Raw genomic sequence first — 16,685 nt, forward strand, 5'->3', positions numbered from 1 at the left:
CCCAGCATATAGCCTACAGCATTCAAGAAAAGGGGGTCGGGGGGGCCTAATGCAGAGAAGTAAACTTTGACCCACGTTTTCATCAGGGGCTGTGAAGCGTCAACTCACCGAGTGTTATCTTGAGTCATACTGAATTACTTGAAAAAACCCCGTGAACACGCCTAGCCACACGATTATCAACCTTGCTCTGCTGATGAATGTGACGGAGCAGCCAGCGGTGTTGGCGGTGACGGCAGGAGCCATTGCCCCAGATCTACCCATGTTTGTGTTTTATGCCTGGGTGAAGGGGATTCGGAAATTACCAGAAGGCCAAATCTGGACGGAAGCTTACTATCATCCTTTCTGGCAAGCTTGCATCGATTTATGCCATTCCATTCCATTGGCAGGGCTGGCGGCGTGGGGCTGTTGGCAACTGGGGTGGATGCCTGCGGCGTTGTTTTTTATCAGTATGATTCTCCACTCTTTGGGAGATTTGCCGGTTCATAATGACGATGCTCATAAGCATTTTCTGCCGTTGAGTCAATATCGGCTGATTAGTCCCCTGTCTTATTGGGACCCAAAGCATTATGGTCGGCAAGTAGCGTTTGTGGAGATGCTGCTGGTGTTGGGGACTTCTGTGTTGACATTTCCGATTTTGGGTAATATTTGGGGCCAAGGGTTGGTGGTGTTGGTCAATATCTTTTACTGGTTTACCTTTGGCTATACGTTTTTGCGGCGACAGCTTCCAAATTTATTTTGTCGGGCGCGGAATGCTTGAGGGTTAGGTTTCGTCGAAGGATAGGTTGGCAAAATGTTCTTGGAGGTAGCGGTGAACGAAGACGTAGCTACCACCTGTGCGGTAGATAAAAAGGCGATCTTCCGCTTGCTGAAAAAAGGTGACAAAATTCCAGGGGATTTGCTTAGTGTGGTAAAGGACTAAACGCATCGCAAAGTGCTGAATAGAGGTTAGTCCTCCTCCTGCAAGAAAAGCTCCCATGATTGGTAACCCTATGACTAATCGAATAACGCGTTTCACTAAATTTGGGTCTAAGGACGAAAGCAAAATATTTTTCAAGAAAAAATAAATAATAATCGTAAAAAAAATCGATATTGTAACCGTGATCACCATAGTTTTGAGAGATTCCCAAATACCTTGATTTGGGAAAGTCCGCTTTATAATATCGACTTTTAAGCCTCCAATCAGCCCTAAAATTAGCCCAAAAATCAGTCCGAAAATCAGCCCTCCAATCAGTCCGAAAATCAGCCCTCCAATTAGCCCTCTAGTTAGCCCAACAATTAGCCCAAAAATTAGCCCAACAATTAGCCCAACAATTAGCCCTCTATTTAGTCCATAAGTTAGCTCTCTTCTCAACGACGCCAAAATGTCTCGTCCCGTTGTTCGGGACATTGAAATTTTTAAAGCTTCTACAAGAACAATAGGTTTTTGCCCTCCAATCAGTCCTCCAATCAGTCCTCCAATCAGCCCGTAAATTAGCCCTAAAATTAGCCCAGAAATTAGCCCTTCGGGTAGCCATCTAAGCCCTCTAATCAGCTCAAAAATCGGCTTAAAATTCGAATTGCAAGTCGCATCGATAGTCGAATCGCAAATCAAATCGAAAATCTCTCCTCTTATCACATCTCCAGTCAGCTCATAAATCAGTCCTCCAATTAGCCCTAAAATTAGCCCAAAAATCAATCCTGAAATTAGCCCATAAATCAGCCCATAAAGATATTTGTCTCTTGCTGTTTTTAACCAATCTTTGGGTTGCATTCGCTCAATCAAAAATTCTTTATCGGTCCCCATTTTCTTGGCTATTCCTCGGAGCCAGCGCAACATTTGTTGCTGTTCTTTCTCAGAAGACAAAGGTCGCTGAGCAAACATTCGTTCAATATAGCGTTCAAACAGGAGGCTTAATTTCTGGTCTTTATCTAAATGAAGTAACTCCTGAGGTGAGCGATTGCAATAGGCCAAAGTCAAAATCCTCAGAAAAAGCGGCGTATTGGTTAAATCCCGCAGCGAAGAATTGACCTTTGAAGAATTGGCCTTTTTTAAACCAACGAGTGCTTCCCCTCCCTGTTGTAAATACTCATTCACCTGCTTGTCTTTTAAAGGTTGAACATACACCGCTGCTTGAAACCCTTTTAATCTTGTGTTCAGTGCTTTATAGTCAGCAATTCGGCAGCACAGCACGATTTCGATATTGCCAAATTTTTGCCGAAACTGATTTAATGCGTCTACACAAGCATCACGATATTGGGGTTTGACTTCATCCAAACCGTCTAACAGCAAGGTCCATTTCTCTTGCCTCAGCCAAGTTTTCCCCACTTCTATGCGAACTAGATATTGCTGCCATAGCTCTTCCAGCAGCCACTTGGTAAAGACTAGCGTTCCATCTGCAGGGAACCGCTGACTGCCCCAAGCCGACAAATTCAACACAATCGGTATCGGTTGTTTTAGTTCTCGAAAATCAGTCGCTTTCAATAAATCTTGCGCTAGCTCCAACAGCAACGTCGTTTTCCCGGCACCCGGTTTTCCCAGCACCAGCAACGTTCCCCCACTGCCTAAATTGGCGAATCGATCCAGTAAGCACGTACCAGGGGGCAACAACTGTTGCTCTTCTCCCTCGCTTGGCCATTTCACCCCCACCATCTTAGGCCTCTACTCCAATCTCACCGAGATCCGAGTCTGCTCCTTCAGAGATTTTTTCAACCCCCCATCAATCCATGTAACCCGCACCTTATCCATCAAACCTTTGCGATTGTCTTGCCACCGGGCTTCATCTAATTCAGTCGTTGTCAGCATCTGGACTATATCCGCCACCATCATGCCCGATAGCCCCACCAGTACAACGACGTAGAGTGGACCAATCGACTCCGTATCAGGGCCCTTCGGTGATTTACTAAAAACAAAAGCAAACGCTGCCGATTCGACCACCAGTTTCAGCGATGTTCCCCACTTGGCTTTTTTTGTTCAGCCGGGATAAATCCTAATATCCAGCCCATCACCACTGGAATAAACACCGTAAAAAGAGGTGTTATGGCCGCCGGAAGAATAGAATTACTAAGTAATGTGAGGAAAGTCATCAAATTTTATGAGCATAAATAAGCAGTTATCAACGACTATAAATGAGACTGAAGGCAAAACCTACTCCCACTTACTCATTCAAACCCCGGTTGGTACCCTGTCTCGTGCGCCCGACGCTCTCATCTTTAATATCTGGGCAAAGTTATCAAGCTCCATGTCCTGACCTCACCCCTTCATACCATTGGCTAATCAACATAGATCCACCAAGCCAAGACGACTCCCCCTTAGAACCGGGCATTCTAGATATAAAGCGATGTAAAGTTGGCACCTTTGATTCAGACAGCCACCCTAGTGAAATCTGGAGCCGTCTGAGGATTTCCCGTCCAAAAAACGTCTATGCTCCATTGTCTGAACCCCACTTGCACCCATCCCCAGAATCTGGATGGCCATGAAACCTGCCAGAACTGTGGCCAACCCCTGATCGGCATATTGCGCCATCGATATCACATCATCAAACCCCTAGGGCAAGGTGGGTTTGGCATTACCTATTTAGCCGAAGATCTTGAGCGATTTAACGAAACCTGCGTCGTTAAACAACTAACCTACCAAAGCCCGGATAGCCCAGGAGCCCAGCAAAAAGTCCAAGACCTGTTTACCCAAGAAGCCCAACAGCTCTTTCAACTCGGCACCCATCCGCAAATTCCCAACCTGCTCGCCTACTTCCATGAAGGAGGCCGTCAATATCTCGTCCAAGAATTTATTGAGGGTCATAATCTTTTTCAAGAATTGAAACGTGAAGGGATCTATAACGAAACCAAACTAAGGCACTTTCTCTCCAGCATTCTGCCCGTTTTGGACTATATCCATACCCAAGGCGTCATTCACCGCGATCTGAAACCCCATAACATCATGCATCGCTCCGCCGACGATCGTTATTTCCTGATTGACTTTGGGGTGACCAAGCAGGTCAATACTCAAGAAACCGTCGGCACTGTTTTAGGCAGCGAAGGCTATGCCGCCTTTGAGCAATTAAACGATGGACGTACTTATCCTGCTAGTGATTTATACAGCCTAGGGGTGACCTGTTTTCATTTCTTGACAGGCCATGATCCACGGTCACTTCAACTGCAAATTGGATACTCTTGGACCCAAAACTGGCAGAAACACCTTTCACAACCCCTCAGCCCTCAACTCATCTCAATTATTGATACGCTGCTACAAATTAGACTCGAAAATCGCTACACCTCTGTTGAAGAAGTTCTCAAGGATTTGGAACAATCACCCACCTCCCCAACAACAGTAGACGTCGCTACCAACAGCCCCTTTATCCATCAAACCAACAAACTTGAGCTTGCTAACACAGCCGACCATACTGCCGTCTTATTTGAACCCGATCCCCCAGCACCACCCGTCGCACACCCCCTATCCTCCCCCTTAGAAACCACACAATTTGAAGTAGCAACCCTCGATCTCCTCGGTCAAATTCAGTCTATCCAAACCCTGAGTGCTCAACGTTATATCGAGGAATTAGACAATGGACTGTCCCTAAACATGGTTGCTATTCCAGCAGGGAGTTTTCTCATGGGTTCACCCCTCACAGAAATATCCAGACAAAGATTTGAAGGTCCTCAGCATCCAGTCACAGTCCCCGCGTTTCATATGGGGCAATTTCTGATCACGCAAGCGCAATGGCAAGCCATCGCGGCACTCCCCGCCGTCAACCAAGATCTTCTCCCAGATCCTTCCCAGTTCAAGGGAGAAGACCGCCCTGTTGAAGGAATTTCCTGGCTAGATGCTGTCGAGTTTTGCGACCGACTCACCCGTAAACTCAATCGACTCTACCGCCTCCCTAGCGAAGCAGAGTGGGAATATGCCTGCCGAGCCAACACCACAGCCCCCTTTCACTGTGGCGAAAATCTCACCTCCGATCATGCCAACTTGCATGGCATGAAAACCTATCGGTCAGCCCCCAGAGGGCAGTATCGCAATCAGACAACTCCTGTAGGCAGTTTTCGCCCCAATGCCTTTGGTCTCTACGATATGCACGGCAATGTCTGGGAATGGTGTGCCGATCATTGGCATCCCAGCTATCAAGACGCTCCTGTAGATGGCAGCATCTGGTTCGCCCAGGAGAATGTCATTGCAGACAATGCTCCTCATCCTTGGCGAGGAGGATCTTGGTATGATGCGCCCGCAAGCTGTCGTGCTGCCTATCGAACCTTTGCAGATGCCGACTTTAAGAGCAGTAATTTAGGCTTGCGTGTCGTCAGTCCAGTTCTGTCCCCCTAAGCCCCAAATTTACGGGGGGTTTGTGCTGGGAAAAAATCGCCAGAACGATGGTTACCAACCCTCGCTCAATGGGTTTATGCCAATACTCACTATCGATACAGTAAGGTATTAGTAACAGAAATAGGGGGTTTAATTGAGTTCTGTGAGTGCCTCAATTTCTCTAGCAGACTAATGTTTCAAAACATGGTAGCTTCAATATTTCAAGTGATTATTGGATAACACTATCAAAGTAAGACTTGAACAATAAGCTATTTCAGTGTGCTGAGTGATTCTTTTCAATTGATTCCTATGAATATCTAAGCAATGGTTTGTTGTCTCAATCCCAAGTGTGAGAAACCCCTCAACCCGGACACCAGTAAATATTGTCAACAGTGTGGTGCTAAACTAACGCTGTTAAGACGGCGATTCAAGATGGTTCGTCTGCTGGGTAAAGGTATGTTTGGCAATACGTATCTTGCAGAAGATCGAGATAATTTGCAAGAACCCTGCATTGTCAAACAGCTCATTTGTCAAGCCCAGGGAACGGATGCCAGCCAGACGGTTGTTGAACCATTTTTACAAGAGGCAGAACAACTTAGACGGCTGAAAAAAAACCAGCATATCCCCAGCATTTTAGCGTACTTCGAAGAAAATTATATTCCCTATTTGGTCCAGGAATTTATCGACGGCCAAGACCTGCAACAAGTCATTGAAAATCAAGGTCCCTTCAGTGAAAATCAAGTTCGGGCCTTGTTGCTAGAGCTATTACCCGTCTTACAGACCATTCATGATCAAGGGGTGATTCATCGGGATCTAAAACCCGCTCACATCATGCGTCAGCATTCGGACAACAAGCTGATTTTGGTGGGGTTTTGTGTCTCCAAACAAATCAATTTATCTCGGTTACAACAAACCGATAACGTTCGCGAGAATACCAGCTACGCACCACCCGAAGTCTTTGCCGTCGACAAAGCCCGTCCCGGCAGCGATCTCTATAGCCTCGGGGCAACCTGCGTCCATCTGCTCACAGGCGTTGCACCCCACGCTTTACCGATTCAGGGCGGGGCCGTATGGGTCGAACATTGGCAACAGCATCTTCCCCAGCCGTTAAGTGCTGAATTAAAGCCAGTGCTAGAGAAGTTATTAAAGACAGATCTAGCGGAGCGATATACATCCGCATTAGAAGTGCTCAGAGAAGTACGGGGCTTAGCCAAAGGAACCACTCGCCCCCTCCCTCAAGCACCAGCCGTTCGAGTCGCTCAGGCCGCTGGCCAGACAGCCCCGCAGGTCAGATCTCAGCCCAAAGCCCCTGCCCAGCAAACCACACTGCAGTCTAAACCCAAGTCTTCTACCCCTTCCTTCCAGGCGGAAGTTGCCCAAGTCGATGCCAATGGCCAAGTGGTGAGTCGCCAATTTCATCCGATTAGCTACATGACTGAAGATATCGGTAAGGACGTCAAGCTGGAGATGGTGCATATTCCAGCAGGCCGCTTTTCCATGGGCTCGCCCCCTAGCGAGCAGCATAGACAACAGACCGAGAGTCCCCAGCATATTGTGTCCATTCCGGAGTTTTATTTAAGCCGCTATCCGATCACTCAAGCGCAATGGCGGTTAGTCGCCGCCTTACCCGCCGTCAAGCGCGAACTGGATGATTCTCCGTCCCACTTTACGGGAGACAATCGCCCCGTCGAAAGCGTCTCTTGGTTCGATGTCGTCGAATTCTGTAACCGACTTTCCCAGCTCACCGGCAAGGACTATCATCTCCCTAGTGAATCTGCCTGGGAATATGCCTGCCGCGCCGCCAGCAACACACCGTTTGCCTTTGGCGAAACCCTGAACACAGAACTGGCCAATTATGATGGCACGGCAACCTATGGAGCTGGATCAACGGGGAGTTTTCGTCAACAAACCACCCAAGTCGGCAAGTTCCCAGCGAATCCGTATGGGTTATCGGATATGCATGGCAATGTCTGGGAATGGTGTGCCGATCATTGGCATGGCAACTATGGCAATGCTCCAGTTGACGGCAGCGTTTGGCAAGATCAATACTTTTTTGCCTGCGTGCTCCGGGGAGGAGCCTGGAACACTCAAGCGGCGAGCTGTCGTTCCGCCTCCCGCATTTGGGAAGCGGCCTCTGAACAAAGCAATCACATTGGTTTTCGGGTGGCTTGCACCATAGCTAAACCCGCCAGCCCATAAGCGCTGCCCACAGTCTTCAAGTCAGAGCGTAAAAAAACCGCAATAATGATGGGAATGCTCATTTTCATGAGGTGCAACATCCTGCCGGATGGAAGTTCTCTCCGTTACGCTGAAAAACTTTAAGGCCCATCGCGATCGCTACTATGAATTCCGACCGGGGGCCAATGCCATTTGCGGTGAAAATGGATCAGGGAAGACTAGCATCCTGGAAGCCATTGCCTGGGTTCTATTCGATCACAGTGAATATAAACGAGCCGAACTGATTAGCGTCGGGGCTAAAAGTGCCCAGGCCATGGTCAGCTTTATCTCCCACTTGGATGGGCGGATCTATGAGGTGCGTCGCTGTACCAGCCGTGGCTATGAGGTTCACGACCCCCAACTCAACCGCAAGCTAGAACTGAAAAAACTGGATGATGTTCGCTGCTGGCTCTGTGAGCACTTGGGGGTGGGGGTCCATACGGAACTCGCCAAACTCTTTGCGGAAACCATTGGCATTCCCCAGGGCACCTTTACAGTAGATTTCCTCAAATCGGCGGGCGATCGCAAAAAGGTATTCGATCCCATCCTCAAGGTGGAAGAGTATAAACAGGCCTACGATCAGGCCCAAAAATTAACCAGCTATGCCCAGGCCCAAGTCCAACAGCTAGAACAGCAATTACAGAGCTATGACCAGCAACTCGAAGGCTGGGAAGCACTGAAACAACAGAAGCTAGAGCTGGCCAACACCTTGACTCAACAGCAGGCCCAGATGCAAACCCTGGCCCAGCAGTTGGCCGAGATGCAGACGGAACTCCAATATTTAAAGGCCAAAGACCAGGCCATCCAAACCCTAGAAAAACAGGTTCAGCATCTCCAAACCCAATGGACCAGTAAACAGGAAATTCTCCAGCTCTTAGAAGAGAATTGGCAGCAGGCCGATCAAGCCGTTCAGATTTGCCGTCAGCATCGGCCCCAATTTCAGGCCTATCAAACAGCCCAAGAGTCCCTCAAAGACCTCGCTCAGCAGCAGAAGCAACGACAGCAACTGTTGCAAGAACGCGATCGCATCCAAACTACCCTGCGGGATCAGCAAGTCTTGCTCTCCCAAAACCAAGGCCAGCTTTCCACCTTCGCCAAAATGGAAACAGAACTCCAGGACTGGCAAACCAAAGTTCCCCAGCAACAGCACCTCGAACAAGAAAAGACTACCTGCCAGCAAGCTCTACAAACCCTGGTCTCAGAACAACAGCAGCTGCAACGACTGCAAGAACTGCGCCACAAACAGCAGCAGCATCGGGAAACCCTCAGCCAGACTATTAGCCAACTGGTCACCCTAGAGCCCCAAGTTCAAGCCATTCCGAACTTTGAAACTCAGCAGCAGCAGATTCAAGAACGACTGGGACGGATTGCCGCCGCCCAGCAATTTGCCACAGAATTACAGACCTTAATCACCGAAGCTGAACCCCAACAGCAGCAATACCAACAACAAGTCGGCAAAGCCAAAGCGCTCCTCAAGAGCCTATCTCTCACCCAAGCCCAAACTACCCAACTCTCCACTCTCCTAGACCAGGGGGCGGCCCTCACCCACCAAATTATTCAGCAGCTACAAACGGCGTTTGCCGACATTATTGATCCGCAGGCGGTTACCAAGCTCAAGCAACAGCTTCAACAGATTAAAACCCAACTCAAAGCCGCCCAAAAAGCCCAGACCCAGTGGCTGATGTTAGAGGCCAAGCAGCAGCAGCTGACAGAGCTGGATCAAGGGATGGAGTCCTGGCAGCAGGAGTGCGATCGCATCCAAGTCTCCCTCAACCAAGAACCCCAACTCCAAAGCCAGCTCAAACAGCTCAACACCCAGCTCACAGAGCTAAACAACCCCCAGGGCCATGTCAGCATCCTAACCAAACAGTTGCAAGAGGCTGCCCAACTAGAAGCCGAAATTGCCCGTCTCCAACAGGCTTGTCAACGGCATGAACAGTCCCTCACCACCGTTGATACCCAGATCAAAGCCTTGGGAGATCTGGAGGCCCAAGTCGATGCCCAACAGCAGATCCAGCAGGAGCATCAGGAGGTCTATCAGCTCTATTTACGCCATCGAAATCAGGCTAATACGTTTAAAGAACTGGATCAGCAACGCCGAGGGGCAATGGCAACCCAAGCTCAGCTTCAAACTCAGCTCACAGCAGCTCAAGCCCAATGGCAGGAGAAGCTGCACGTCCATAAACCGGAGCGTTTAGCAGAATTAAGTCAAACCTATGAACAACTGCAGCGCCAGCATGATCAACTTCAGGGTGGGTTGGCACCGCAACAGGCACAGCTTCAATATTTAGACCAACAACTGCAAGCTAAGCAAGCCCTTGCCCAAGAGCGTGATCAAATCCTAATCACCCTAGACAGCAAGCGCCAAATCTCACAGTTTGTCACGGACGCTCGCAATATCTATAAGCAAAGCGGTCCCCGGATCACCAAATTCTATCTCACGGAAATTTCTTGGGAAGCCGATCGGTTGTATCGAGAACTGCTAGATCGACCAGACGTGGCTTTACAGTGGACTGAAGATTATGAAATCCAGGTACAAGAACAGGGCCACTGGCGTACCTTCAAGAGCCTGTCTGGTGGTGAGCAAATGTGTGCGGCGCTAGCGGTGCGATTAGCCTTACTGAAAGTCCTAGTGGATATCAATATTGCGTTTTTCGACGAGCCCACCACGAACATGGATGAACTGCGTCGTCGGCAGTTGGCCGAAGCCTTAGGGCATCTCAAATCCTTTCATCAGCTATTTGTAATTAGCCATGATGACACCTTTGAGAGCGTTACAGAAAATATTATTCGGGTCGAGCGAGCCAGTTAAAGCTTCAGGCTCAGAGGCTCTCACTCCTTTAAGGGGTCGTCCATTGGGTCACAGGTGCCGCAATTTGCTGCTGTTTTTGGTAGGCCGCCACTTCTTGCTGACACATGCTTAGACTGTTCTGTTCAGTGTCACCCACGGATTTAATATGATGCATTTTAGTCAGGGGGACTTCAACTTCCAGAGCATTTTCATAGGGTGAACCTAAGGACAACACTTCCAAGCGCTGATTCTTAGCCGTGCCCGTAAAACAACTGAACTCGGATTGGGGATAGAAAAATGCACCTGTGACTGTCTGGCCTTGCTTTTTGAACACAACATAGCCGTGGCCGATTTGATTGGCCTGATCCGTATCGCCATAGAGATACGTACCATCGGCAAGGGGAGCCGCAGAGCCAGAGGCTGCAATATTTGTAGGTTCTGCAACCGCGATACCAGTGCTTCCTAACACCAGGGCACTGCTGACCGCTAATACAGTTTTCAGAGAACCAGAGAGGATTGAAGCTTGGGGAAATCTTTTCATTTTTAAAGTCTCACTACCACTTGTTTAATCTTCAGTTAAAAACCTAGGAAAAACCGTGATCTTGTTGTGTCTAAACCGTGCTTTAAATCAATCATGTGTGTGATCAAAATCACCCTTAATCCTGCATCTTTTTATTCCTCATTTTTTGGTTACTAAATAAAATCTGAGAGGCTGGATGGGGGAAGAAAATCGAGGGCGCAGTCAACTCCGTGTAATTGCTTATCTATACTGTGGCAGTTTCTTCATAGACCTCACAATGGTGGATACACTGAGCCTATCGAGGCCAGATGAGCAGAACCTGTGAGGGATACAAAAATCTGATGAGACTTCCGTATATATACGGTTGTTCTACTTTTTGTTCTCACTTCAACGCCCCACTAAAAAGAGGAAGGGCAAGCCAAATGTATCAGGTTGTAAACTCAAATCTTGGCCTATTTTCTAGCCATCAATCTGCTAAGAAATCCTTCTGTCTCAAGGCTGATTACCACTTTGAGCCCTGCTTGATCGCCCTTGTGATCCGGATCATGAAAAGACTTGATGTACGTTACAGCACAGAGATGGGCAAAAGAAGAATATAACCTTGTGAGTTAGATTCTTCGTGGATTTAACCTTCAGTCAGGTGGTATCGACAACAGTAAGTCCGCTGTAATTCTGCTTACATCCGTTTCGTTCTCTATCTTTTGAGGAGGGTACACCCCATGACTCCAGAAGCCAAACAAATCCTGGTTCAACTTCGAGAAACCTTCTACGCCCAATTTGCAACGGCTATGAAACGGGACGTGTCTGTTACCAAAGACAACTCCCTCATTTTTAGCCCATCTCTCGCTGCGATCTCATCTTGGGTCGATGATCATCAACGCTTTAACTATCTCAGCGTTCAGGCCCATACTGCTCCCGATGCCCTCTTCCCCGATCGTCCCCTAACCTTGCAGGTGACCATTAACCCGGCTAGTGGTGTCTTCACCAATACCAAGAGCGTTCATAAAAAAACGGGATTGAGCCTCAACGCAGATTGGAGCCTCAACCTCACGGTATTACCCGAAGAGATTGTAGAAATGGCCCATTGGGTCGCCAGCTGGATTCATTCCCAAGATAATGACAGCATTGCCATTGCTGCTCCTTATCGCCTCAAGGTCACGCCCACTGAAAACAGCGACGACTATCAAGTTTGGACGCAAACTGCTTGGTATAGCCTCCATCCAGAAGAGCAGCCTGCTACTCCCGTGGACCAGCCCCAAGCGGCTTAATGACAGTTGCTATATCAGATCGCCCAGGGCTAGCCCTCTGCTGCACTCCATCAGACCTCCTGGGCGATTACCTCCAGCTCAGCAACGCCCACCACGCTAAAGTGAGGACGATGCTTTCTGGCAAAAAGCGCTTGTGAAACCGTCGAATTCTGCTCCTACTCAACCTTGGAATGCCCGAGAAACCGTAGGATTAACGATCTTGGTTTTGGTCGTTTTTTTCAGTATCAGTACTGCGATCGCACTCTTCTTCGTCATCGTACAGTTGGTGACGGATCCTAGCCTTACCCCAGACATCGCTCTAGCGGCCATCGAAACCAATGGCTTGGCCCTGTCCTTAGCTACCCTCATTTCAGGGATTGTGGCTAGCGGCCTGATTGTCGCCCTGTTGAAAATCCGTCCGGCCTTCACCGTTAAGCAGTACCTTGCCCTGCGCAACCCCCGCTGGACTGACTGGTTGATCTGGCACGGCCTCTTACTGGCCCTAATGGTGCTGTCAGAATCGGTGCTGCGGGCCTTGGAATATCAAGAAACATTTACTGCCCAGATCTATCAAACCGCTCAATTCCCCATCCTGCTCTACATTGCCATTGTGGGAATTGCCCCCGTGTTTGAGGAACTGCTCTTTCGAGGGTTTCTCTTTCAGGGGCTGCAAAGATCTCGACTTGGACCAGCCGGTGCCGTTTTAATTACAGCAGTGGGCTGGGCTATTTTACATGTGCAGTATGGCTCTCTCATCATCTGCCAAATCGTTTGCTTTGGCCTGCTGTTTGGGGTGGCCCGCTGGAAAACCCAATCCTTGTTGGTGCCTCTTTCAATGCATTGTCTCAACAATTTGTTAGCCCTGTTGATCACTAGCCTGCAACAGCCTTAGCATCAGGGCTCTAGAGTAACGTCGTATCAAGCTTTTCTCAGGGACTGTATGGGACTCGATTCATCCCAAAGACTACTGCTAAACTAAAGTACAAACGCTTTAATAACGCGATATTCACATACGCCTGATTTACGTCTTACAACGGTTGAAGTCATTATGCCTAGCGACAATTTTATAGATAAAGCTTTTTCAGCAATGTCCGATGTCGTCATGAAAGTGATTCCTACGGATCAAAAGTCCAAAGATGCTTTCAAATACTATCGGTCCGGGATGGCTGCTCAGGTAGATGGCAACTATGCAAAAGCACTGGGCAACTATACCGAAGCACTGGCTTTAGAAGAAGATCCCTTCGACAAAAGCTATATCCTCTACAATATGGGCTTGATCTTTGCCAATAACGGCGATCATGAAAAAGCCTTGGATTACTACCATCAATCGTTAGAGTTAAATCCCAATTTAGTCCAAGCGTTGTATAACACTGGGGTCATCCTCCATTACAAGGGCGAACAGGCTGAAGAAGCCGCTGAATTGGATGAAGCCGAACGCTTTTTTGACCTAGCGGCCGACTTCTGGAAGCGGGCTATTAAAATTGCCCCTAACAACTATAGTGAAGTGCAAAACTGGCTGAAGACCACGGGACGCGTCGGCGTCGGCTAGCCCTAGGAAAGAGGTCAGTCCTTTAAACCGCTTTCCTCTTTTCCTCACCCTGACCTCCAAAGACAAGCATCCGTTATCGTCCCCCTAGAAATTTCTAGGAGGACTTGCAATATATATCGAAATGCTTATCCAGTCTGGGCCAATAATAGTCCGACCCCAATCACCGCCACAAAGGCCCCCAGCCATGCCCGGGAACTAATGCGCTCTCCCATCAGCACGGCCATAGGCAAGATAAATAAAGGACTCGTGGCATTCAAGGTTTGAGAAATCCCGGTTACCGTGTACTTGAGGGAGAGCTGCTGCAGCCAAATCCCCAAATAGGTCCCCGCAAACGAGGCCGCCAAAAGTCGGAGCAGCAGATCGGTAGTATTCATGGCTTGCCACCAGGTCTGAAGCTGCCGCCGCACCACTCCCCACACCACCACAACCACCACACCAGCCGCCAACCGCAACAAAGCGCCCCATTGAGGACTTACGGTTGTATTGTCTAAAGCCGTCCGCGATAAAATCGCACCAATGGCCTGAGCCAAAGATGCTAAGACGGCATAGAACAAACCCAGACCTTGATGTTTCACCGCATGGGTTTCAGCAGCCCGCTCACTAATCACCCAGACAATGCCCATAATGGTGACAGCAATTCCCACCCAGGCAAACGGAGAGAGCTGCTCTCGCAAAAACCACAGGGCCAGACAGGCCGACAAGGGAGGCGCTAGGGTGCCGAGTAGCAGCGTTCGTCGTGCCCCCAAATACCGTAAGGCTTCTAGATACACCGTATCGCCAAACCCAATCCCAATCGCCCCACTGAGAAGCAACAACAGGCTGCTTCTTCCGGCCAAAGCTGGCGCATCCAGTCTCTGGACAACGATAGTCATTCCCAAGAGGGCAATCGCGATTACCCCTTTGCCTAGATTCAAGGCCAGGGCAGGGGCTCGACGGCCTAAGGTAGCATAAATCATCGACGCCACGGCCCATAGGAACGCTGCACTGACAGCGGCAATTTCTCCGATCATGGTGTCGGCACGATGGAATGGCTGAATTGAATGCTCGTCATCTTAGCGGGTCATGGCTCATCGGGGTATGGAGGCTCATATTGGCATTTCAGGTATGTTTAAGCATCAAACTGGGAAGACTGGCAAATATTATGCTCTTGCGAATCTATTTTGGCGCAACAAGGGCTTAGGCTTAACAATGGTATGTCCTGGGGAGTGATTTGTGGCACTACACCTTCGTAACTGGCTAGCCGATCATTTAGAGATCAGTCCTCGCCGTAAAGCAGAAATTTATCACAGCCTCCTGGATTCCGTCAGCTTAGGGGATATCAGTTACTGGCTACAGGTACTCTTCTCGGCAGGCATTGCCACCCTCGGGCTGGTCTTAAATAGTCCAGCCGTTATTATTGGGGCAATGCTGATTTCTCCCCTTATGGGCGGCATTTTGGCCAATGGTTTAGCCTTTGCCGTCGGTGATTTGGTCTTAGGCACCCGGGCGATCGTTAATTTAGCCGTGAGCTGTCTGGCAGCCATTGTCTTTGCCATCCTCATTATTGCCCCTATCCCTTTTAAGGAACTGACACCCGAAATTGCCGCTCGGACCCAGCCCAATGCCCTCGATCTCTTTATTGCCTTATTCTCTGGGGCGTTAGGGTCAATTGCCACGGCCAAAGAACCCAAAGGGGTAGTCACCTCTATTCCCGGAGTGGCCATCGCAGTGGCCCTGATGCCGCCCCTCTGCGTGGTCGGCTACGGTATTGGAATTCGCCTCAGCTCTGATGTCGTCGGCATTAGTGGATTTCAAATTGCCCGAGGGGGTGGATTACTGTTTTTAACCAATTTGGCCGCCATCACCTTAATGTCCATGTTGGTGTTTTTGGCCCTCAATATCGGTATGCCCGAAGTGAAATCTCAAGCCATTGAATGGCATGCTGAGGATCCCGAAAGTCGATGGGTGCAAAATTTATTGACGCGGCTACCCGTCACCAATCAACTCCAGAAAATTGGCAGCTTACCCAGCCGCCTCGTGGTGATTTTGCTGCCTATTCTGGCATTACTCATTCCCCTCAATCAAGCTTTTTTGCGTTTACAGACAGAGTTAGCCCAAAAACAGGAAGACAATGCTCTACGCCGATTGGCGACCACAATCTGGCAGCGAAATTTTGCCAATACGGCCACCGGAGAACCTCGGTCCTATATCAGCCAATTGAGTACCGCCGCTATCGAGGACAAACTCACCGTTCAGTTAACGGTCTTTACTAGCGAGCCTTACACCCTAGATGATCGGCAGCAGTTTAGGGAGACCCTGGCTCGCCAATTAAACCGCCCTGTCAATTCTCTGGATATTCAGTTGATTGAGATTTTAACGGCGTCCAATGAGCTGCTGGCTCGGCTCGCCGATGACTCGGTAGCCCCCGAGCCCATTACGCCAGATACCCCACCCATCAGTGTCTCTCAGGCTCAAGTCACTTTGCTGCAAACCGTCGATAAAGCTTTGGGCACGATGGTATTACCGACACCTGCTCTCCCCCTTCGCCACGAAGTCAGCACCAGTGCTATTAATCCCCTCACTCTCAAAATTATCTATCTGAGCGATCGTGACATCGGCAAAGATGCCCAAACTTTACTGCGAGAAGATCTACGCAATCGCCTCCAATCACCCATGACTCAAGTCATTTTGGAGCGAGTCCCGACGTTTCCTACCCCCTTAAATTTTGAATTGGATCTGTCAGCGATTTCTCCCGCAAGTCAACAAACCTTGAAGCAAGTGGGCACCATTCTGCAACAGCAGCCCAATTTGTCCGTGGACATTGTGGCGCGAGCTGAAACCTTGGAAAACCCCGTAATGAACGAGAATCGGATCAAAGCCGTCCAAACAGTCTTGACGAAAACTTGGGGCATTAATCCCCAGCGCATTCAGAGCCGATCCGGTCCCATCTTAAAACGGGGAGAACGTCCGACGGTTCTGCTCAAAATTAACCTGAAGCAATAGTTTCTTCGGGTGCAGATAGAACCATCCAGGGCTTAATTACTATTGCCATAACTCTTTGGACAAGGGAATTAAGGCGTCTTAACAACCTAAAGTATGCTCAAAAAAGA

The 16,685-nt window shown here is 49.0% G+C and carries 12 protein-coding genes; 8 read left to right on the forward strand and 4 right to left on the reverse strand.

Annotated features, from left to right (window positions below; translation table 11 throughout):
* Positions 1 to 151 precede the first annotated feature (151 nt).
* Positions 152 to 757: a hypothetical protein gene (locus tag AM1_RS12760; protein ID WP_012163262.1), complete on the forward strand. Its 606-nt coding sequence runs from the start codon at positions 152 to 154 to the stop codon at positions 755 to 757.
* A gap of 3 nt (positions 758 to 760) precedes the next feature.
* Here AM1_RS12760 and AM1_RS12765 read toward each other — a convergent pair whose 3' ends face one another.
* Positions 761 to 2,629 carry an NACHT domain-containing protein gene (locus tag AM1_RS12765; protein WP_012163263.1) on the reverse strand — a complete coding sequence of 623 codons (1,869 nt, stop codon included), beginning with the start codon at positions 2,627 to 2,629 and terminating at the stop codon, positions 761 to 763.
* A gap of 9 nt (positions 2,630 to 2,638) precedes the next feature.
* Positions 2,639 to 2,914 (reverse strand): hypothetical protein, encoded by a 276-nt coding sequence (locus tag AM1_RS12770; protein ID WP_041659797.1) that lies wholly within the window; start codon positions 2,912 to 2,914, stop codon positions 2,639 to 2,641.
* A 486-nt stretch (positions 2,915 to 3,400) separates the two neighbouring features.
* Here AM1_RS12770 and AM1_RS12775 point away from each other — a divergent pair, with 486 nt between their 5' ends.
* The 3 genes from AM1_RS12775 to AM1_RS12785 all read left to right on the forward strand — a co-directional run bounded on the left by AM1_RS12775 (position 3,401) and on the right by AM1_RS12785 (position 10,301).
* On the forward strand, positions 3,401 to 5,293 hold the full coding sequence (locus tag AM1_RS12775) for a bifunctional serine/threonine-protein kinase/formylglycine-generating enzyme family protein (protein WP_012163266.1): 1,893 nt from the start codon (positions 3,401 to 3,403) through the stop codon (positions 5,291 to 5,293).
* 303 nt (positions 5,294 to 5,596) lie between these two features.
* Positions 5,597 to 7,471: a bifunctional serine/threonine-protein kinase/formylglycine-generating enzyme family protein gene (locus AM1_RS12780; RefSeq protein ID WP_012163267.1), complete on the forward strand. Its 1,875-nt coding sequence runs from the start codon at positions 5,597 to 5,599 to the stop codon at positions 7,469 to 7,471.
* Positions 7,472 to 7,559: 88 nt separating this feature from the next.
* Positions 7,560 to 10,301: an AAA family ATPase gene (locus AM1_RS12785; RefSeq protein WP_012163268.1), complete on the forward strand. Its 2,742-nt coding sequence runs from the start codon at positions 7,560 to 7,562 to the stop codon at positions 10,299 to 10,301.
* A gap of 28 nt (positions 10,302 to 10,329) precedes the next feature.
* Here AM1_RS12785 and AM1_RS12790 read toward each other — a convergent pair whose 3' ends face one another.
* Positions 10,330 to 10,821 (reverse strand): hypothetical protein, encoded by a 492-nt coding sequence (locus AM1_RS12790; RefSeq protein ID WP_012163269.1) that lies wholly within the window; start codon positions 10,819 to 10,821, stop codon positions 10,330 to 10,332.
* A 698-nt stretch (positions 10,822 to 11,519) separates the two neighbouring features.
* Here AM1_RS12790 and AM1_RS12795 point away from each other — a divergent pair.
* The 3 genes from AM1_RS12795 to AM1_RS12805 all read left to right on the forward strand — a co-directional run bounded on the left by AM1_RS12795 (position 11,520) and on the right by AM1_RS12805 (position 13,596).
* On the forward strand, positions 11,520 to 12,068 hold the full coding sequence (locus AM1_RS12795; RefSeq protein ID WP_012163270.1) for a hypothetical protein: 549 nt from the start codon (positions 11,520 to 11,522) through the stop codon (positions 12,066 to 12,068).
* A gap of 133 nt (positions 12,069 to 12,201) precedes the next feature.
* Positions 12,202 to 12,939, forward strand: a complete 738-nt coding sequence (locus AM1_RS12800) for a CPBP family intramembrane glutamic endopeptidase (protein WP_012163271.1) — start codon at positions 12,202 to 12,204, stop codon at positions 12,937 to 12,939.
* Between the two features lie 156 nt (positions 12,940 to 13,095).
* Positions 13,096 to 13,596, forward strand: a complete 501-nt coding sequence (locus tag AM1_RS12805; RefSeq protein ID WP_012163272.1) for a photosystem I assembly protein Ycf3 — start codon at positions 13,096 to 13,098, stop codon at positions 13,594 to 13,596.
* A gap of 125 nt (positions 13,597 to 13,721) precedes the next feature.
* Here AM1_RS12805 and AM1_RS12810 read toward each other — a convergent pair whose 3' ends face one another.
* Positions 13,722 to 14,606, reverse strand: a complete 885-nt coding sequence (locus AM1_RS12810; RefSeq protein WP_012163273.1) for a DMT family transporter — start codon at positions 14,604 to 14,606, stop codon at positions 13,722 to 13,724.
* Positions 14,607 to 14,808: 202 nt separating this feature from the next.
* Here AM1_RS12810 and AM1_RS12815 point away from each other — a divergent pair, with 202 nt between their 5' ends.
* Positions 14,809 to 16,578 carry a DUF389 domain-containing protein gene (locus AM1_RS12815; RefSeq protein WP_012163274.1) on the forward strand — a complete coding sequence of 590 codons (1,770 nt, stop codon included), beginning with the start codon at positions 14,809 to 14,811 and terminating at the stop codon, positions 16,576 to 16,578.
* The last annotated feature ends 107 nt before the right edge of the window (positions 16,579 to 16,685 follow it).

This window comes from Acaryochloris marina MBIC11017 (assembly GCF_000018105.1).
Taxonomy (GTDB): Bacteria; Cyanobacteriota; Cyanobacteriia; order Thermosynechococcales; family Thermosynechococcaceae; genus Acaryochloris; species Acaryochloris marina.